The sequence below is a fragment of the Mycolicibacterium rutilum genome, from assembly GCF_900108565.1.
GTDB classification, from domain to species: Bacteria; Actinomycetota; Actinomycetes; order Mycobacteriales; family Mycobacteriaceae; genus Mycobacterium; species Mycobacterium rutilum.
On sequence record NZ_LT629971.1, the window covers coordinates 3657830 to 3676872 of the forward strand.

The following is a 19043-nucleotide window of genomic DNA, read 5'->3' on the forward strand; positions in this document are numbered from 1 at the left end:
TGGTCGATTTCGCTCGCGCAAACCCGCCAAAACGTCGGCTTCGGCGCCGAACGGGTTACAGCGGGATGTTCTTGTGCCGGCCGCGGCGCGCCGGGGCCTCCGCCAGCGCCTGGGTCAGCTTGGAGCGCGTGTGCGACGGGTCGATCTTCTCGTCGACGACCCCGATCTCGATCGCCGAATCGACACCGCCGGCGATCTTCTCGTGCTCGACGGCCAGCTGCTCGTGCAGAGCCTCGCGCTCGGCGGGGTCCTCGACGGCGGCCAACTTCTTCTTGTGCAGGATGCCGACCGCGGCCTTGGCGCCCATCACGGCGACCTCGGCGTCCGGCCAGGCGTAGACCTTCGTCGCGCCGAGCGAGCGGGAGTTCATCGCGATGTAGGCGCCGCCGTAGATCTTGCGGGTCACCAGCGTGACGCGGGGGACCGAGCACTCGCCGAACGCGTGCAGCAGCTTGGCGCCGCGGCGGACCACGCCGCCCCACTCCTGATCCACACCGGGCAGGTAGCCGGGCACGTCGACGACGTTGACGATCGGAATGCCGAACGCGTCGCACAGGCGCACGAAACGCGCTGCCTTCTCCGCGCTTTCGGAGTTCAGGCAGCCGCCCAGGCGCAGCGGGTTGTTGGCGATGACGCCGACGGTGCGGCCGGACAGCCGGCCCAGGCCGATGACGATCGACGGCGCCCACTTGGCCTGGAACTCCTCGAACGGCACGCCCTCATCGAGCAGTGCTTCGACGAGCGGGTGCACGTCGTAGGCGCGGCGTGCCGACTCGGGCAGCAGCGCATGCAGGTCGGAGTCGCCGGCCTCGGCCTTGGCGCGGTCGAAATGGCCCTGCTGGCAGAACAATCCGACCAGCCGGCGGCCGCGCTCGTAGGCGTCGAGTTCGTCGTCGGCGACGATGTGGCAGACGCCGGACTTCTTGTGGTGGGTGTCCGGGCCGCCGAGCGAGGCCATGTCGACGTCCTCGCCGGTGACGCTGCGCACGACGTCGGGGCCGGTGACGAACACGCGGCTCTCCGGGGCCATCACGATCACGTCGGTCAGCGCCGGCCCGTAGGCGGCGCCGCCCGCGGCGAACCCGACGACGACCGAGATCTGCGGGATGTAGCCCGACGCGCGGATCATCGCCTCGAACACCAGGCCGACCGCGTGCAGGGCTTTGACGCCTTCGGCGAGCCGGGCACCGCCGGAGTGCCAGATGCCCACGATCGGGCTCTGCTCCTCGATGGCCTGGTCGTAGGCGTTGACGATGTGCGCGCAGCCCTCGACGCCCATGGCGCCACCCATGACGGTGCCGTCCGTGCAGAACGCGATGGTGCGCACCCCGTTGACGGTGCCGGCCGCGGCCAGCACGCCGGAGCGGTCCCGCTCGTGCAGCAGCTCGACGCTGCCGTCGTCGAAGAACGTGCTCAGGCGCAGCAGCGGATCGCGCGGATCGAGCGATTCGCCGACCGTTTCGGGGGCCATCGTCGTCATGTAAACCTCCTGTTGCGCCCGGACAGCGGAATGTCAGTACTTGCCGAAGGCGAGCGCAACGTTGTGCCCACCGAATCCGAACGAGTTGTTGATCGCGTATTGATAGTTGCCCGACCGCGGCTCACCGGCGACCACGTCCAGATCGATCTCCGGATCCAGGTTACGCAGGTTCAGCGTCGGCGGGATGATGCCGTCGCGCAGGGCCAGCACGGTGAGGATGGACTCCACCGCGCCGACGGCTCCGACCGAGTGGCCGAGCGCGGCCTTGGGTGCGTAGACGGCAGGCTTGTGGCCGCCCATCGCGTTGTTGATCGCCTTGCCCTCGGCGACGTCGCCGACGCTGGTGCCGGTGGCGTGCGCGTTGACGTGGTCGATGTCGGTGGGTTGCAGCCCGGCGAGCTGGATGGCGCGGGTCATGGCGTGACCGGCCTGCTCACCGTTGGGGTCGGGGGCGACGATGTGGTAGCCGTCCGACGTGATGCTCGCCCCCATCACACGGGCGAGGATGTTGGCGCCCCGGGCTTTCGCGTGCTCCTCGGTCTCGATGACCATGAGCGCGCCCCCTTCACCGAAGACGAAGCCGTTGCGGTCCTTGTCGAACGGACGGCACGCGCCGGCGGGGTCGTCGTTGGTGGTGGACAACACGATTCGCATCTGGGCGAAGCCGGCGATCGGCACCGCCTCGATCTTGGTCTCCACGCCACCGCAGATCGCGACGTCGGCCTCGCCGAGCACGATGTTGCGCCACGCGTGCGCGATGCCCTCCGAACCCGACGCGCACGCCGACACCGGGGTGACCACCCCGGCGCGGGCCTGACGTTCCAGGCCCACCGCGGCGGCCGCGGCGTTGGGCATGTACATCTGCACGGCCAGGGGAGACACAGCGCGTAATCCCTTGGCGCGCATGCCGTCATAGCTGAACACGAGCTCCTCGGTGGAGCCCATGCCGGTGCCGATCGACACCATCAGCCGTTTCGGGTCCACCTCGGGGGTGCCTGCGTTCTCCCACACCCGCCGGCCCAGGACCGTCGACATCTTCTGCAGGTACGAGAGCCGCCGCAATTCCACCCGCGTCAACTCCTGGTCGAAGTCCTCGAGGAGATGACCGCCGATTCGCACCGGCAGGTCATACTCCTCGACGAACGGGTCCTCGAGCCTGCGGATTCCGCTCTGGCCGTCCAGCAACTTCTTCCAGGTGTCGTCAGCGCTGGTGGCCAGGGCAGTCGTCATCGCAATGCCGGTGACGACGACGTTGGGGAAACCGTTGCCGGTTGCCAACCCTCCCATGCTGCTGAAAACCCTCTCGCTCAGTAGCGCCCGAAGGCCAGGGCGACATTGTGTCCACCGAAGCCGAACGAGTTGTTGATGGCGTACTGGTAGTCGCCGTAACGAGGCTCGCCCGCAACCACATCGAGATCGATCTCGGGGTCCGGCGTCTCGTAGTTCAGCGTCGGCGGGATGACGCCGTCGCGCAGCGACAGCACCGTCAACACCGACTCCAGCGCACCGACCGCTCCGATGGAGTGGCCGAGCGCCGACTTCGGCGCATACACGGCGGCGTGCTCGACACCTGCCACGCGGATCGCGTTGGCCTCGGCGACGTCACCGATCGACGTCGCAGTGGCGTGCGCGTTGACGTGCGAGATGTCCTTGGGATCCAGACCCGCGGTCTCCATGGCACGCTTCATCGCCTGCCCGGCGCGGGCGCCGTCGGAGGCCGGAGCCACCATGTGGAAGGCGTCCGAGGTGATGCCGGCACCCATGAGGCGGGCCAGCGGCTTGGCGCCGCGGGCCTTGGCGTGCTCCTCGGTCTCGATGACCATGAGCGCACCGGCCTCGCCGAAGACGAACCCGTCGCGGTTCTTGTCGAACGGCCGCGACGCGCCTGCGGGATCCTCGTTGTTGGTCGACATCGCGCGCATCATCGAGAACGCCGCGATCGGCAGCGCTTCGATTCCGCCCTCGACGCCGCCGACAACGGCGATGTCGGCGTCACCCATGACGATCTGACGCCAGCCGTGGGCGATGGCCTCCGAGCCCGACGAGCACGCCGACACCGGGGTGATGACCCCGGCGCGGGCGCCCAGCTGCAGACCGACCACCGCGGCCGCACCGTTCGGCATGATCATCTGCACCGCGAGCGGCGAGACCTTGCGGGGCCCACCCTCGTTCATCGCGTCGTAGGTTTCGACGATCTTCTCGCCGCCACCCAGACCGGTGCCGACGACCACCGAGAAGCGGTCCGGGTCGACCTCGGGGGTACCCGCGGTCTCCCAGAGCTGGCCACTGAGGTACTTGGCCATGCGCTGGACATACGACATGCGTCGCATGTCCAGTCGCGTCATGTGGTCGTCGATTCCGTCGACCAGATGGCCGCCGATGCGGACCGGCAGGTCCCACTTCGTGACGAACTCGTCTTCGAGGATGCGGATCCCGCTTTCGCCGGCCAGCAGCCCCTTCCACGTGCTCTCGATGTCCGCCGCGATCGACGTGGTCGCCGTGACGGCGGTCACGACGACGTTGGGGAAACCGCCGTTAGCAGTGGAAGGTCGACTCATGCCCGGTCGGCTTCAATCTGCGCGCGGATGGCCGCGGCGGCTTCGGGGTTCTCTTCCTCGAGCTTCTGGATGTAGGCGACGACGTCACCGACGGTGCGCAGACCGGCGAGGTCCTCGTCGGGGATCTTCACGCCGTACTTGTCCTCGGTCTGCACGGCGATCTCGACCATCGACAGCGAGTCGATGTCCAGGTCGTCGACGAAGCTCTTCTCCGGGGTGACCTCGGACGGCTCGATACCGGTGACCTCTTCGATGATCTCGGCGAGACCGGCGATGATTTCATCCTGACTGGCGGCCACAGTGGCTCCTTCTAATTGGTGTTGTTACTTGGGAATTGACGATCTTTATGTGGTTGTACTGGTTAGAGCTGTGACAGCCCATCCAGATCAGCGGGGGACTTGACGGCGTGCGTCGGCGTTCCCCGAAGTTCTCTCTTCGCGATGCCCGCGAGCGTCCCGGCGGGCGGGAACTCGACGATCGCGGTGACATTGAGCTGACGCATGGTCTCGGTGCACAGATCCCAGCGCACCGGCTTGGTCATCTGCGCGACGAGCTTGCTCATGGCGTCGGCAGCCGACGCGACCGGCCGGCCGTCCGCGTTCGACAGGAGTGTCGTGGTCGGTTCGGAGGTCGTTACACCCTCGGCGGCGGCGGCGTAACCCGCGCTGGCCGGGGCCATGAAGTGGGTGTGGAAGGCGCCCGCGGTGGCCAGCTTGCGCACCCGTGCCTTCTCCGGCGGGTCCTCGACCAGCTTGTCGAGCGCGGCGACGGCGCCGGCCGCGACGATCTGCCCGACCGCGTTGCGGTTGGCGGGGATCAGGTCCAGCGCCTCGAGGCGTGCCAGCACGTCGGCTTCGTCGCCGCCGAGCACCGCGGCCATCCCGGTGGGCTCGACCGCGCAGGCCTTGGCCATCTCCGCGCCGCGGGTGGCGGCGAGCTTGACCGCGTCGTCGGCGGAGATGACACCGGCGATCGCGTAGGCGGCGATCTCACCGACCGAATGGCCGGCGACGACGGTCTGCTTGCCCGCGATCAGGCCACGGCGGGTCAGCTCCTCATGAGCCAGCAGCGTGGCGGCCACGACGAGGGGCTGGGTCACCGCGGTGTCGGTGATCTCCTCGGCGGTCGCGGTGGTGCCGAGGGTCGCCAGGTCGAGGCCGGCGATCTCCGACCACGCGGCGATCCGGTCAGCGGCACCGGGCAGCTCGAGCCAGGCGGCGAGCATGCCGGGAGTCTGCGAGCCCTGTCCGGGCGCCAGAAGCGCAAGCACATCGTTTTGGGGCACGAATTAAGAAAACACTGTGAAGACGGTTTTGCGCGGTGTAAGAGATTATGAACCTCGTCTTATGTTTTTGTAGAGACCTTACAAATCACCCTGTGATGCGACATTACCGATATCCGCCCGCTATATAGGGCCGTCTGCTACTCGAGAACCAGGGGTGTGGGACGCGTCACCCGGGGCAGCGTGGCGGGCGTGTTTGCTGGACTGGTCTGGTACGGCTGGCGGCCGAGGCGGCCGACGGTCGAGGCGACGCGCAGCACGTAGGCGTCGCGCGGCAGCATCGGATCACGCCCGGTGAAGTCGGCGATCCGCTTGAGTCGGTACCGGACGGTATTTGGATGAACGAACAATTTGCGGGCGCACGCTTCGATGGCTCCGCCGGAGTCCAGAAACGCGTCCAGAGTGTCGGTCAGCGCGGGTCCGGCGTCGGCGAGCGGGCGCATCACCTCCGTTTCAAGTGCCGCGATCGCCGTCGCATCGCCCAAGAGGGCGCGCTCGGGCAGCAGTTCGCGCGCGGCGACCGGACGCGGCGCTCCCGTCCACCCGGCGACGGCGTTCATCCCGGCGATGGCCTCGGTCGCGCTGCGGTGCGCTGTGCCCAGCGTCGGCGCGGTGGGTCCCACCACGACGGGGCCGTCGGCGAACACCGCCAGCAGCTCGGTGAGGAACCGGTCGGTCGGGGAGAGCGCGCCGGAGACGATCGCCACCAGCCAGGTGCCGTGCACGTCGACCAGCGCGGCCCGGCCGTTGCGCTTGACCACGTCGTGGACGTCGTCGGCTGCCAGGTCGATGCGGTCCGGCTGTGGCAGCCCGACGATCACGGTGGCCGGTGCGGTGGCGTCCCAGTTCAGCGCGGCGGCCTGCGACTGCAGGTCCGGGCCGGTGTCCCCGCGCACCACGGCGTCGACGACGTTGGCCTCCATCCGGGTGTCCCAGGCCCCGCGCGCCTCGGCCTGGTCGGCGTAGGCCGACGCCGCGGCGAACGCCAGGTCGCGGCTGTAGCGCAGGATGCCCGCGGTCAGGGCGGTCAGCTGTTCCTCGGAACGCGCCAGCAGCGGCACGACCTCCTCGAAGTACTCCATCGTCGTGCGCACCATCTCCACCGACTGGCGCAGCGCGATGCGGCGACGCAGATCCTGCGGCACCACCTCGAACGCCTGCGCCGTGTAGCTCAGGTTGTTCTGCGGGTCGCGCATCCACTCGACGAAGTTGACGACCGCGGTCTGTACGACCAGCTGCACGCTGGACCGTTGCGACGCCTCCAGCCCGGCGAAGAACGGCAGCCGCTCTTCCAACGCCCGGACGGCCTCGGTGGCCAGCCGGCCGGAGTACTGGTGCAACCGGTTGAGCACGGACTCGGGCACGTTCTCGAGCACCTCGACCGTCGACTTCGGCGGCACATACCTGTTGTTGGGCACCTATAAAGGCTACGCCGGCTCTCTTGGAGGAAACCTCCAAGCGGGGTGTCTTCCCCTCATGTTGATCCTGCGGTGAGGGCACTGAAATACCGAGTTTTCGCGCCCTCACCGCAGAGTCGACGCCCCGCTACGCCACTCCGGGCTGGATGTCGTGGCTACGCCACTCCGGGGTCCGACGTCTGCTCCGGCGCCGCCATCACATCGTCGATCTCGTACTTCTTCGCCGCCTCCACCGCGGCCGACTGGTCGATGTTGCCGTCGCGGGCCAGCCCCTCCAGCACCGCGACGACGATCGACTCGGCGTCGGTGTTGTAGTAGCGGCGCGCGGCGGGCCGGGTGTCGGAGAACCCGAACCCGTCGGTGCCCAGCGTGATGTAGGTGCCTGGCACCCAGGCGCGGATCTGCTCCGGGACACCGCGCATCCAGTCCGACACCGCGATCACCGGGCCGGCGGCGTCGGCGAGCACCTGGGTGATGTACGGCGTGCCCGCCTGCCGGTCCGGATACCGCAGCCGCTTCTTCTCGATCTCCACGCCGTCGCGGTTGAGCTCGCCCCAACTGGTCACCGACCACACGTCGGCGGCCACGTCCCACTCGTCGGCCAGCAGCTCGGCGGCCTTGAGCGCCGACGGCATCGCCACCCCCGACACCAGGATCTGGGCGACGTTCGAGCGTTTCTCCGGCGCGGGGCGGTAGCGGTAGATGCCGCGCAGCAGCCCCTCGACGTCGAGGCCCTCGGGCTCCGGGGGCTGGGCGTAGGGCTCGTTGTAGATCGTCATGTAGAAGTAGACGTTCTCCGGGTCCTCGCCATACATCCGCTCCAGGCCGCTTTCGACGATGTAGGCGATCTCGTAGGCGAACGCCGGGTCGTAGGCGACGACGGCCGGGTTGGTCGCGGCCAGCAGCAGCGAGTGCCCGTCGGCGTGCTGCAACCCCTCACCGACCAACGTGGTCCGCCCCGCGGTGGCGCCGAGCACGAACCCGCGGGCCATCTGGTCGGCGGCGGCCCACAGGTTGTCGCCGGTGCGCTGGAACCCGAACATCGAATAGAAGATGTAGAGCGGGATCATCGGCTCGTTGTGCGTGGCGTACGACGTGCCCGCGGCGATGAAGCTGGCCGACGACCCGGCCTCGTTGATGCCCTCGTGCAGGATCTGCCCCATCTCAGACTCCTTGTACGCCAACATCAGTTCGGCGTCGACGGAGGTGTAGAGCTGACCGTTGCGGTTGTAGATCTTGAGGTTCGGGAACCACGAGTCCATGCCAAAGGTGCGGGCCTCGTCGGGGATGATCGGCACGATGCGCCAACCGATCTCCTTATCGCGCAACAGTTCCTTGAACGTACGCACGGTGGCCATCGTGGTGGCCACCTCCTGCTTGCCCGAACCCTTCTTCAGCGCCTTGTAGGTGTCGCGGCCCGGCAGGGTGAGCGCCTTGGACTTGGTGCGACGCTCGGGCAGGAAGCCGCCGAGCGCGCGCCTGCGGTCGAGCATGTAGCGGATCTCGGGCGCCTCCGGGCCGGGGTGGTAGTACGGCGGCAGATACGGGTTCTCTTCGAGTTGGGCGTCGCTGATCGGGATGCGCTGCGCGTCGCGGAAGTACTTGAGGTCTTCGATCGCAAGCTTTTTCATCTGATGGGTGGCGTTGCGGCCCTGGAAGTGGGCGCCCAGCGAGTACCCCTTGATGGTCTTGGCCAGGATCACCGTGGGCTGACCCTTGTGCTCGGTGGCCGCCCGGTAGGCGGCATACACCTTGCGGTAGTCGTGGCCGCCGCGTTTGAGGTTCCAGATCTCCGAGTCCGACATCTTGTCGACCAGCGCCTTGGTGCGCGGGTCGCGGCCGAAGAAGTGGTCGCGCACGTACGCGCCGTCGTTGGCCTTGTAGGTCTGGTAGTCGCCGTCGGGCGTGCTGTTCATCAGGTTGACCAGCGCGCCGTCGCGGTCGGCGTGCAGCAGGGCGTCCCACTCGCGGCCCCAGACCACCTTGATGACGTTCCAGCCGGCGCCGCGGAAGAACGACTCCAGCTCCTGGATGATCTTGCCGTTGCCGCGCACCGGGCCGTCGAGCCGCTGCAGGTTGCAGTTGACGACGAACGTCAGGTTGTCCAGCCCCTCCAGCGCCGCGACATGCGCCAGGCCGCGGCTCTCCGGCTCGTCCATCTCGCCGTCACCGAGGAACGCCCACACATGCTGGTCGGAGGTGTCCTTGATGCCGCGGTCGTGCAGGTAGTGGTTGAACCGGGCCTGGTAGATCGCGTTCATCGGGCCCAGGCCCATCGAGACCGTCGGGAACTCCCAGAAGTCCGGCATCAGCCGCGGATGCGGGTACGACGGCAGTCCGCCACCGGGGTGGCTGTGCTCCTGCCGGAACCCGTCCAACTGGTCGGCAGTTAGCCGGCCCTCCAGGTACGCGCGCGCGTAGATGCCCGGCGACGCGTGGCCCTGGATGAACACCTGGTCGCCGCCGCCGGGGTGACTCTTGCCGCGGAAGAAGTGGTTGAAGCCGACCTCGTAGAGCGCCGCCGACGACGCATACGTCGAAATATGGCCGCCCACACCGACTCCCGGCCGCTGCGCGCGGTGCACCATGATCGCGGCGTTCCACCGGATCCAGGTGCGGTAGCGGCGTTCGGTGTCCTCGTCGCCGGGGAACCAGGGTTCCAGTTCGGTGGGGATGGTGTTGACGTAGTCGGTCGACGTCAGCGCCGGGATGGCTACCCGCTGTTCGCCAGAGCGCTCGAGCAGGCGCAGCAGCAGGTACCGCGCCCTCGCGGGTCCGGACTGCTCGAGCAGGGCGTCGAACGATTCCAGCCACTCACCGGTCTCTTCGGGATCGATGTCGGGCAGATACGACGCGACGCCTTCGCGGATCACCCGCACGCGATCGTGTTCGGCTGCGGTGGTGGAGTTTTGGGCCAGGTCCTGGCGCGCGAACTCGGTGGTCAACTTCCGCTCCTTGGTATGCGGTTATCGGGTGCCCGCGCGGTCGGCCCAGATGTTTTCTGCGCTTCCCGAGCGGGCGACGGATCTCATCCTTCTCCAATCCTGCACTACCCGCTTCGTCAGGGGGGCCGACTGGAATGATCCGCCTTCGCCGAACCCGAACCGGTAACGTCTGCAGACCGTGGTGATCGGTGCGCTGGTGCGTGAGCGGCTGCGAATCGGCGCACTGGCGGTCGGTGGCGTGGCCACCGCGGCGATGGTCATCGTCGGCTGCAGCACCGTGACCGAGGGCGCGGGCTCGGCGGACAGGGCGGAGGCGCCGGTGTACCGGGCGTCGGTGTCGGCGTCGCTCGAGGAGTCGGCGGCCAGTTCCAGCGCACGCGAGTCCGAGCGGCAGGCGTCGATCACCAAAGAGGCCATCCACGACTCGTGCGAGACGCTCAGCTCCAGCAGCGTCGACGCGATCACCGCGGTCAACGCCTACGTCGACGCGTTCAACCAGAGCGCCGGCGACGTCGGCGCCAAGGCGCGGCCCGCGATCGACGCGCTCAACCACAGCGCCGACGCCGTCGCCCGCAGCGTGTCGGACCCGCTGGCACCGGAGCTGCGGGACTCGCTCAACGCGTGGGTCGACGCGGCCAGGAGTGTCGCCACCGCGATCGAGGGCAATTACGGACCCGAGGAATTCAACGCCGCGATCAGCCGGCTCAACGACACCAAGACCTCCGCGCTGAACCTCTGCGACGCCTTATATTGACCAACCTTGCCCGCCACGCACGTGCGCTGCCATCCGGCATGCGACGATAGGCACACGACAACGCCGAGCGCAGCAGCGCCCGAGCCGGCTGAAGGAGGACCTACCGTGGTCGCGGCGGACGACGCCCCGAGCTACGCCCGCAGACTGGGCATCCAAAAAGATCAGGTTGTGCAGGAACTGGGCTGGGACGAGGACGTCGACGACGACATCCGAGCCGACATCGAGGAGGCGTGCGGGGGCGAACTGCTCGACGAGGACGCCGACGAGGTCATCGATGTCGTGTTGCTCTGGTGGCGCGACGACGACGGGGATCTGGTCGACGCGCTCATGGACGCCATCACTCCGCTGGCCGACGACGGCGTGATCTGGGTGGTGACGCCCAAGACGGGCAAACCGGGTCACGTCCAGCCCGCCGAGATCGCCGAGTCGGCGCCGACGGCGGGCCTGATGCAGACCTCGTCGGCCAACCTGGGGGACTGGATCGCCAGCCGGCTGGTGCAACCGAAGTCGAAGGCCGCGGGGAGGCGCTCGTGATCGAAACCGGTACCGAAGCACCGGATTTCACGCTCAAGGATCAGAACGGTCAGCCCGTCACGCTCAGTGACTTCCGGGGTGCGAAGAACGTGTTGCTGGTGTTCTTCCCGCTGGCGTTCACCGGCATCTGCCAAGGCGAACTCGACGAGATCCGCGACAAGCTCCCGGAGTACGAGAACGACGACACCGCGACGCTGGCGATCTCGGTGGGGCCGCCGCCGACGCACAAGGTGTGGGCCACCGAGAGCGGGTTCACCTTCCCGGTGCTGTCGGATTTCTGGCCGCACGGCGCCGTCGCGCAGGCCTACGGCGTGTTCAACGAGGACGCCGGGATCGCCAACCGCGGCACGTTCGTCGTGGACCGGTCCGGCATCGTCCGGTTCGCCGAGATGAAGCAGCCCGGCGAAGCCCGTGATCAGGCGCTGTGGACCGACGCGCTCAAGGCGCTGCAGTCCGGCTAGACGATTTCCTGTCGCAGGTCATCGCGGTGTAGCTTGCCCTGCTAGGGGCGCGTAGCTCAGTGGTAGAGCTCTGGTTTTACACACCAGCGGTCGGCGGTTCGATACCGTCCGCGCCCACCATCGTGGCTCATGACGATCAGCGGCCGTGCGCCGGTGCGCTCGCCTTGCGCCACGTGCGTCCGCTCAGCAGTCGCAGGCCGTTCACGGCGACGATGATCGTCGAGCCCTCGTGGCCCGCCACGCCCAGCGGCAGCGGCAGATGTCCGAACAGATCCCACGCGACGAGCGCCGCGATGAACGTCGCGGCGATCGCGAGGTTGGCGATGACCACGCGGCGGGCGCGCTGAGCCAATGCGATCACGGCCGGAATGGTGGTGAGGTCATCACGCACGGTGACGGCGTCGGCGGTCTCGAGCGTGAGGTCCGCGCCGCCGCGTCCCATGGCGATGGAGGCATGCGCGGCCGCCATGGCCGGGGCGTCGTTGATGCCGTCGCCGACGAACAGCACACGGTGACCGTCCGCCTCCAGCTCGCGCACCGCGGCGGCCTTCGCGTCGGGCAGCAGATCGGCCCGGACGTCGTCGATGCCCACCTGTGCAGCCAGCCGGGCCGCGGCGCGACGGTTGTCCCCGGTCAACAGGATCGGCGCGGCCGAGGTCAGTGCGGCGATGGCCTGCACCGCGCTGCCTGAGTGGTCGCGGACCGTGTCCTCCAGGCCGAGGGCACCCACGGGGCGTCCGTCGGTCACCACGACGACGGCGGTCAGGCCGCGGGACTGCAGCGCGGCCACTTCCGGGTGCTCCTCGGCAGCGAATGCGCGGGGGCTGAGGACTTCGACGACCTGACCGTCGACGTCGGCGCGTACGCCGCGGCCCGGCACCGCCCGGAAGTTGTCGGACTGCGGTATCGCCGGACCGCGCGTCTCGGCCGCGGCGAGAACGGCTCGGCCGAGCGGATGCTCGCTGAATCGTTCAGCGGCAGCAGCGATTTGGACGATGTCATCGTCATCGAGACGCTCGTCGAGGGACACGACGGCGGTGAGTCGCGGCGTTCCGGTGGTCAGCGTGCCTGTCTTGTCGATCGCGACCACCGTGGTGTCGGCGAGGTGTTCCATCGCAACGGCGGATTTGATGAGGACGCCGTGGCGGCCGGCGTTGGCGATGGCCGACAGCAGCGGCGGCATGGTGGCGAGCACGACCGCGCACGGCGACGCGACGATCATGAAGGTCATCGCCCGCAGCAGCGCAGACTGCAGGTCGGCACCGAACGCCATCGGAATGGCGAACAGCGCGAGGGTCGCGGCGACGACGCCCACGGAGTACCGCTGCTCGACCTTCTCGATGAACAACTGGGTCTTGGCCTTGGTGGCCGACGCCTCGGCGACGAGTGCGACGATGCGGGCGACGACGGTCTGCGACGGATCCTTCGTCACCCGCACGCGCAGCATCCCCGCGCCGTTCAGCGTGCCCGCGAAGACGTCGTCGTGGAGCGATTTGCCGACGGGCAACGGTTCTCCCGTGACCGAGGATTGGTCGACGTCTGATGCGCCGCCGATCACGACTCCGTCGGCCGAAACCCGTTCTGCGGGACGCACGATCACGACATCACCGACCCGCAGCTCCTGCGCGTCCACGGCGCGTTCGGTGCCGTCGTCGTCGACGCGCGTCGCCTGGTCGGGCGCCAGGTCGAGAAGTCCTTTGACGGAGTCCTCGGTGCGCTTGGTCGCCGCGTCCTCCAACGCGCCGGACGCCGCGAAGATCACGATCAACAGCGCTCCGTCCAGAATCTGACCGATGGCGGCGGCGCCGACAGCCGCGACCACCATCAGCAGGTCGACGTCTAGTGAGCGCGACCGGAGCACCTGGAGTCCTTGCCATGCCGGCTCCCACCCGCCTGTCGCGTAGCAGGCCAGGTACAGCGCAGAGGAGACCCACGCGGGTGCATCGAGAAACTGTGCGGCCAATCCCGCGACGAACAGGACCATAGCGGTCACCGCCCACCGCACTGACGGCACGGACCACAGCCCCGAAAACGGTGCTGTCGGGCGGGGGAGAGCGGAACGGGCGGTCGCCGAGGCATCGGATTCGGTCAGCGGCATCACGTTCACATTGAAACATGTACAGATTTACATGTGTCACCTACATCCACCGGTCGTGCTTCAATGAGGGCATGGGGCACGGCGTCGATGGCAGAGTCACGCCGCCGGCGACCCTCGATCCCACGTCGGCGGCCAAGGTCGCCGAGACGCTGCAAGCCCTGGCCTCGCCGAACCGCCTGATGATCCTGACCCGGCTTCGGCAGTCGCAATGTTCGGTGGGTGAATTGTCCGCGGCGGTAGGGATGGAACAGCCCGCTGTGTCGAATCAGCTACGGCTGCTTCGGGCACTCGGTCTGGTCGCGGGTGACCGCCAGGGCCGCAACATCATCTACCGCCTCTACGACAACCACGTCGCACAACTCCTCGATGAGGCGGTCTACCACATCGAGCACCTCCGGCGCCGGCGATACCACCACCGCCTGACGCTGCCTGAATCGGCGCACTCCTGAACGGTTGTTCACTTCTCGCGACCGTTTTGCTTTACGCCGTACCGCGCCGTTGTGAAGGTATCCAGCTAACGAAAAGCGCCACATAAGGCCGCATAGGTAGTTACTTCAAGTAACGATTACAGCAGTTTGCTGGAATCGCACCGATCTTGTTGAAAATGCCATTCTCAGCTGACCAAGATCACTGAATATGCAGGTAGAAGCGTAGGAATCTGTGACGAAACGGATTAAAGCGCGCAATTGCTGGGAATGAATCCAAGCGTATCGATGAGGCCGGTGCGGGGACCGGTAAGGGTGGAACACGGAATGAGGATACTGATGCAGCAAAGGGATGGTCGTCGGTTGAAGCGGCCCGTGATCAAGATTGGCTTGGTTCTCACTGCCTCTGCGGTAGTGGCAGCAGGGGCAGGCACGATCTTCTCGCAATCGTCATCAAAAGACGTGGTGACGTTGCCGTTCGTCAACGCGGCGGCGATCAACACGTCGAACACTACGGTCGGCTTCGCCGACTCCGATCTCTACGGCATGACGCCCGAAGAGATCAACCGCACGCTCGACGAGATGCAGGCGATGGGTGTCAACAACGTCCGCATCCTGATCCCTTGGGCGGGTGTGGAACTCGCCGATGACTACTACTACTGGGACACCGTCGACTATCTCGTCGAGGCGGCCGACAGTCGCGGTATGGGGATTCTCGGGGTGCTGAACTCGACGCCGGCATGGGCGACCGAGCCGGGACTGCCTGCCGTCGTCAGCCCGCCTGCGGACAACGAACAGTACGCCGAGTTCGTGTCGCTCGCCGCCGAGCGCTACGCCGGCAAGGTCTCGGCCTACGAGGTCTGGAACGAGCCCAACGCGTATTACTACTGGGCGCCCTCACCGGATCCGGCCGCCTACACCGAGCTGTTGCAGGCCGCGTACCCGGCGATCAAGGCCGCCGATCCGGACGCGACAGTCGTTGGCGGCGTAGTGGGTTGGGTCAACGACGTGCCCGGGCTGGCGTACAGCCCCGCCAACTACGTCGAGGAGATGTACGCCAACGGGGCGGCCGGCTATTTCGACGCGCTGTCCTACCATCCGTATCACTACACGCTGCCGTTCTCGCAGGGTCGGCCCTATGGCGAGATCGCGCCGATCACGCAGCTGGAGACGATGCGCGAGTTGATGGTCACCAACGGTGACGGCGACAAGCTCATCTGGACCAGCGAGTACGGCGAGCCGACGTCGGTGGTCGACGAGGGGACCCAGGCGGCGTTCATCCAGGACTACCTGAACACCTGGAGCCAGTACGACTACACGGGTCCGTCGTTCATCTACACCACGCGCGACCGCGACACCGAGAGCACCGGCGTCGAGGAAACTCTGGGCGTGCTGCGGGACGACTGGTCCTGGAAGCCGGCGGCTTACGTCATCCAGCAGTGGACGGCCACGCACCCGCAGACCGTGCCGGATCCGGTGACGCTCACCGCGTTCGCCGAGGAACTCGAGGGAGCGACCGGTGAACCGTTGACGCTGGCAGCGATGCAAGCGACCGAGGTGCCGCCGAGCTCGTTGACGACGACGGTTGCGCCGACGACCGAGACCGAGGCGCTCACGCCGGAGACCGAGGAAGCGGCGCTCGCCGATCTGGCCACCGCGACCGAAGAGGCCACGGAGGCAACCGATGTCGAGGTCGAGACGGCGCCTGTGGGTCGGTCGGCGGTGACTCCGACGGCCGTCGAGCCCACCGACGCCGACGCCACCGATGCGGACGCGACAGAGGCGGACGTGACGGAGGCCGACGCTACCGAGGCCGACGCTACTGAGGCCGACGCTACTGAGGCCGACGCTACTGAGGCCGATGCCACGGAGGCCGATGCCACGGACGCGACCGACAGCACCGATTCGACCAGCAGCACGAGCTCGACCGACAGCGACACCGGTTCGAGCGACACCGGGTCGAGCAGCGACACCAGCAGCACCAGCTCGACCGACAGCTCGGACAGCAGCGATTCATCGGACGCTGCGGCCTAGCACGAGCAGACGCAGAAACCCCCAGAACCGCGAGATTTTGGGGGTTTTTGCGTCTGCTCGCGAGGACCTCGTGTCACCGCGCCGACGACGCTGTGAGACGCTCGCGGGGTGTCCGCGTCCATCTTCCGTGCGCACACGGCCGGAATTGCGGCCGGTTACGTGGCGGACGTGTTGCTCGGCGATCCGCGCCGCGGGCACCCGGTCGCGCTGTTCGGCAGCGCGGCAGCAGCTTTGGAGCGGCGCAGCTACGTCGACACCCGCGCTGCCGGGGCGGCGCACGTCGGTGTCCTGCTCGGGGCGCTGGCCGCGGCCGGCGTGACCGCTGAATGCGCCGCCGCCCGAAGCGGTTTCGCCGCCGTCGCCTTGACGACGGGGGCGTCGGTGTTCGTCGCGCTCGGCGGGACATCGCTGGCGCGCACCGGCCATGAGATGGCGCGGCGCCTGGACCGCGGCGATGTCGACGCCGCGCGAGCGCTGTTGCCGTCGCTGTGCGGTCGTGATCCGTCCGTGCTCGATGTATCCGGGCTCACCCGGGCCGCGCTGGAATCGGTCGCCGAGAACACCTCCGACGCCACCGTCGCGCCGCTGCTGTGGGCGGCGCTCGGCGGCACACCCGCGGTGCTGCTGTACCGCGGCGCCAACACCCTCGACGCGATGATCGGCCACAAATCGCCAAAGTATCTACGGTTCGGCTGGGCCGCAGCGCGTTTCGATGACATCGCCAACTATCTGGCTGCGCGGCTGACCGGCGTCCTGGTGGCAGGCTGCGCGCCGGTGGTGGGTGGCTCACCCGTCGCCGCACTGCGCGCGTGGCGGCGCGACGCTGCCCGTCACCCCAGCCCCAACGCCGGCGTCGCCGAGGCCGCGTTCGCCGGTGCGCTGGGTGTGCGGCTCGGCGGGCCCACCCAGTACGCGCACGAACTCGAGATTCGGCCGGCGCTCGGCGACGGTCAGCCGCCGGATGTCGGCGATCTGCGCCGGGCGGTGCGGCTGTCGCGGGCCGTGCAGGCGGCCGCCGCCGTCGTGGCGGTCGGGCTCAGCGTCGCCGGCCGTAGCGGTCGGCGAGCTTTTCCTCGGTCGTGAGCGGCGCGTCGGGGGTGGCCTCCGCGGCCTCCTTGGCGGCCTTCTCCCGCCGGCGTTGCCGCAGTTCGGCGAACGCGAAATAGCCCAGACCGATCGGGGCGATGATGCCGAACGCGATCCACTGGATCCCGTACGACAGGAACGGGCCCGCGTCCAGATGCGGCAGCGGGATGACGCCGAGCCCGCCGGGCTGGTCCTCGGTGAGCTGCAGGTAGGAGCCGGCGAGCGGGACGCCGGTGAGCGCGGCGATCTGCTCGATGTTGATCGAGTACACCTGCCGCACACCGTCGGCCTCGAACGGTTCGCGGCCCTGGGCCAGCAGCTCCGAGTCACGCAGCCGGGCCTCGATCGTCACGGTCCCGTCGGGCACCGGCGCGATCTCGGGCACCCCGGAGCCCTGCACCGGCCGCACGTAGCCGCGGTCGACGAGCACCGTCGGTCCGTCGTCGACGGCGAACGGCACGAGCACCTCGAAGGCCGGCTCGCCCTCGACCGTGCGCAGCCGAGCCAGCACCTGACCTTCGGGCAGGTAGCGGCCGGTCGCGGTCACGCGATGCCACTGCTCGTCGGGCGCCGCCGAGTCCTGTTCGGGCAGAACCGATGTCACCGGCACCGGGTCGGCGGACAGCGAGTTCGAGATCTGCGCGTTCTCCCGCGACGTCTTGGTGTTCTTGCCCAGCTGCCACGGCGCCAGCACGGTGAAGCACAGATACGCGAACGCCAGTACGACCACCATCAGCGCCAGCCACGACGGCCGGAACAAGAACGCCCAGCGCCGCATCAGCTCGCGATTCCCCTGGCGGCGAGTTGCTCGTCGACCCATGCGTGCAGGCCGGGTAACGACGCCTCGATCACCGTGAACACATCCTCGAAGTCGGCGTGATCGCCGTAGTACGGGTCCTCGACATCGAGCGCGTGAGCACCCGAGCGCGGATCGAACGACCGCAGCATCCGGAGCCGCTCGTCGGGCACACCCAGGTCCTTGAGCATCCGAACGTGGTTGCGGCCCAGCGCGATCACCAGGTCGGCGGCCAGATGATCGTCGTCGACCTGGGCGGCGCGGTGAGCCGTCGGGTAGCCGTGTTCGCGCAGCACGTGACTGGCCCGTCGGTCGGCGGGCTCACCCTTGTGCCAGCCGCCGGTGCCCGCGCTGCTCACCCGCACCGCGTGCCCGAGGCCGCGCTCGCTGATCTGGTGGGCGAACATCTTCTCGGCCATCGGGGAGCGGCAGATGTTGCCCGAGCAGACGAACGTCACGTGCAGCAGTTCAGACACCCAGCACCTCACGCAGATCGGTGACGGTCGCGACGTGCGCGACGGCCGGGGCGGCGTCCGGACCCTCGAAATCTGCCCGCCCGTAACCCCATCCGACCACCACGGTGTCGATACCGTGCGCGGCGGCGCCCTCGACGTCGTGGGAGCGGTCACCGACCATCAGCACGCGTTCGGGCAGGTCGTCGATCTGAGCCAGCGCGTGGGCGACCACGTCGGCCTTCGCGGCGCGGGCACCGTCGACGCTGGCGCCGGCGATCACCTCGAAGCAGTCGTGCAGGCCGAAGTGCTCGAGGATCCGCTGCGCGGTGGGCTCGGCCTTCGAGGTGGCCACCGCGAGCCGGACACCGGCCGCCCGCAGGTCGGCCAGCAGCGCGGGGATCCCGTCGAACACCCGGTTCATCGCCCAGCCGCGGGTGCGGTAGTCCTCCCGGTAGGCGGCGATCGCGGCGTCGGTCCGCTCACCGAGCCCGAGCCCGCCGAGGGTGTGGTGCATCGGCGGCCCGATGATCATGGTGGCCAGGTCCCCGTCCGGGACCGCGGCGCCGACCGAGCCGAGCGCGTGCCGAAAGCTGGCGACGATGCCCTGCGCGGAATCGGTCAGGGTGCCGTCCAGATCGAAGATCACCAGCTGCGGTCGGGTCGCGGTCGTGGTCGGGTCCAGCGTGTCGGTCACGGCTCCATTCTCCCCGATCACTG

Annotated in this window: 17 protein-coding genes and 1 tRNA gene; 7 read left to right on the plus strand and 11 right to left on the minus strand. The window is 68.3% G+C overall.

Annotated features, from left to right (window positions below; all coding sequences use genetic code 11):
- Positions 1-55: 55 nt before the first annotated feature.
- From BLW81_RS17745 to aceE, 7 genes are all read right to left on the minus strand, one after another.
- Positions 56-1480, minus strand: coding sequence for an acyl-CoA carboxylase subunit beta (locus tag BLW81_RS17745; protein WP_083408305.1), 1425 nt, complete (start codon positions 1478-1480; stop codon positions 56-58).
- 33 nt (positions 1481-1513) lie between these two features.
- Entirely contained in the window at positions 1514-2767 is a 1254-nt protein-coding gene (gene kasB, locus BLW81_RS17750) for a 3-oxoacyl-ACP synthase KasB (RefSeq protein WP_083408306.1), read from the minus strand.
- 20 nt (positions 2768-2787) lie between these two features.
- Positions 2788-4038 (minus strand): 3-oxoacyl-ACP synthase KasA, encoded by a 1251-nt coding sequence (kasA, locus tag BLW81_RS17755; protein WP_083408307.1) that lies wholly within the window; start codon positions 4036-4038, stop codon positions 2788-2790.
- Complete coding sequence (gene acpM / locus BLW81_RS17760) at positions 4035-4337, minus strand: meromycolate extension acyl carrier protein AcpM (protein WP_068148804.1); 303 nt, start codon at positions 4335-4337, stop codon at positions 4035-4037. The genes kasA and acpM overlap by 4 nt, the downstream gene beginning before the upstream one ends.
- 62 nt (positions 4338-4399) lie before the next feature.
- Positions 4400-5308, minus strand: coding sequence for an ACP S-malonyltransferase (locus BLW81_RS17765; RefSeq protein WP_173839732.1), 909 nt, complete (start codon positions 5306-5308; stop codon positions 4400-4402).
- Positions 5309-5460: 152 nt separating this feature from the next.
- The gene (locus BLW81_RS17770; protein WP_083408309.1) at positions 5461-6738 is read right to left on the minus strand and encodes a PucR family transcriptional regulator; all 1278 of its coding nucleotides are present in this window, start codon (positions 6736-6738) and stop codon (positions 5461-5463) included.
- A 155-nt stretch (positions 6739-6893) separates the two neighbouring features.
- Positions 6894-9683, minus strand: a complete 2790-nt coding sequence (gene aceE / locus BLW81_RS17775; protein WP_083408310.1) for a pyruvate dehydrogenase (acetyl-transferring), homodimeric type — start codon at positions 9681-9683, stop codon at positions 6894-6896.
- Positions 9684-9861: 178 nt separating this feature from the next.
- On the opposite strand from aceE, the gene BLW81_RS17780 reads away from it, so the two are divergent.
- The 4 genes from BLW81_RS17780 to BLW81_RS17795 all read left to right on the plus strand — a co-directional run bounded on the left by BLW81_RS17780 (position 9862) and on the right by BLW81_RS17795 (position 11552).
- The gene (locus tag BLW81_RS17780) at positions 9862-10437 is read left to right on the plus strand and encodes an Rv2240c family protein (RefSeq protein ID WP_407662270.1); all 576 of its coding nucleotides are present in this window, start codon (positions 9862-9864) and stop codon (positions 10435-10437) included.
- Between the two features lie 105 nt (positions 10438-10542).
- The gene (locus BLW81_RS17785; protein ID WP_083408311.1) at positions 10543-10971 is read left to right on the plus strand and encodes a DUF3052 domain-containing protein; all 429 of its coding nucleotides are present in this window, start codon (positions 10543-10545) and stop codon (positions 10969-10971) included.
- Entirely contained in the window at positions 10968-11432 is a 465-nt protein-coding gene (locus BLW81_RS17790) for a peroxiredoxin (RefSeq protein WP_083408312.1), read from the plus strand. The genes BLW81_RS17785 and BLW81_RS17790 overlap by 4 nt, the downstream gene beginning before the upstream one ends.
- A gap of 45 nt (positions 11433-11477) precedes the next feature.
- A tRNA-Val gene (locus BLW81_RS17795) sits at positions 11478-11552 on the plus strand.
- Positions 11553-11568: 16 nt separating this feature from the next.
- Here BLW81_RS17795 and BLW81_RS17800 read toward each other — a convergent pair.
- Complete coding sequence (locus BLW81_RS17800; RefSeq protein WP_083410626.1) at positions 11569-13530, minus strand: heavy metal translocating P-type ATPase; 1962 nt, start codon at positions 13528-13530, stop codon at positions 11569-11571.
- 71 nt (positions 13531-13601) lie between these two features.
- On the opposite strand from BLW81_RS17800, the gene BLW81_RS17805 reads away from it, so the two are divergent.
- The 3 genes from BLW81_RS17805 (at position 13602) to BLW81_RS17815 (ending at position 17072) form a co-directional block, all read left to right on the plus strand.
- A complete protein-coding gene (locus tag BLW81_RS17805) occupies positions 13602-13979 on the plus strand; it encodes an ArsR/SmtB family transcription factor (protein ID WP_083408313.1) in 378 nt (125 codons plus the stop codon).
- Between the two features lie 441 nt (positions 13980-14420).
- Positions 14421-15989, plus strand: coding sequence for a cellulase family glycosylhydrolase (locus BLW81_RS17810; protein ID WP_235632028.1), 1569 nt, complete (start codon positions 14421-14423; stop codon positions 15987-15989).
- Between the two features lie 108 nt (positions 15990-16097).
- Positions 16098-17072: a cobalamin biosynthesis protein gene (locus BLW81_RS17815; protein WP_083408315.1), complete on the plus strand. Its 975-nt coding sequence runs from the start codon at positions 16098-16100 to the stop codon at positions 17070-17072.
- On the opposite strand, the gene BLW81_RS17820 is transcribed toward BLW81_RS17815, so the two are convergent.
- The 3 genes from BLW81_RS17820 to BLW81_RS17830 are packed head-to-tail and all read right to left on the minus strand — an operon-like array spanning position 17026 to position 19020.
- Positions 17026-17853, minus strand: a complete 828-nt coding sequence (locus BLW81_RS17820) for an SURF1 family cytochrome oxidase biogenesis protein (protein ID WP_083408316.1) — start codon at positions 17851-17853, stop codon at positions 17026-17028. The two genes, BLW81_RS17815 and BLW81_RS17820, sit on opposite strands and share 47 nt — an antisense overlap.
- On the minus strand, positions 17853-18347 hold the full coding sequence (locus tag BLW81_RS17825; protein ID WP_083408317.1) for a low molecular weight protein-tyrosine-phosphatase: 495 nt from the start codon (positions 18345-18347) through the stop codon (positions 17853-17855). The genes BLW81_RS17820 and BLW81_RS17825 overlap by 1 nt, the downstream gene beginning before the upstream one ends.
- Positions 18340-19020 carry an HAD-IA family hydrolase gene (locus BLW81_RS17830; protein WP_083408318.1) on the minus strand — a complete coding sequence of 227 codons (681 nt, stop codon included), beginning with the start codon at positions 19018-19020 and terminating at the stop codon, positions 18340-18342. Before BLW81_RS17830 ends, BLW81_RS17825 begins: the two co-directional genes overlap by 8 nt.
- Positions 19021-19043 lie beyond the last annotated feature (23 nt).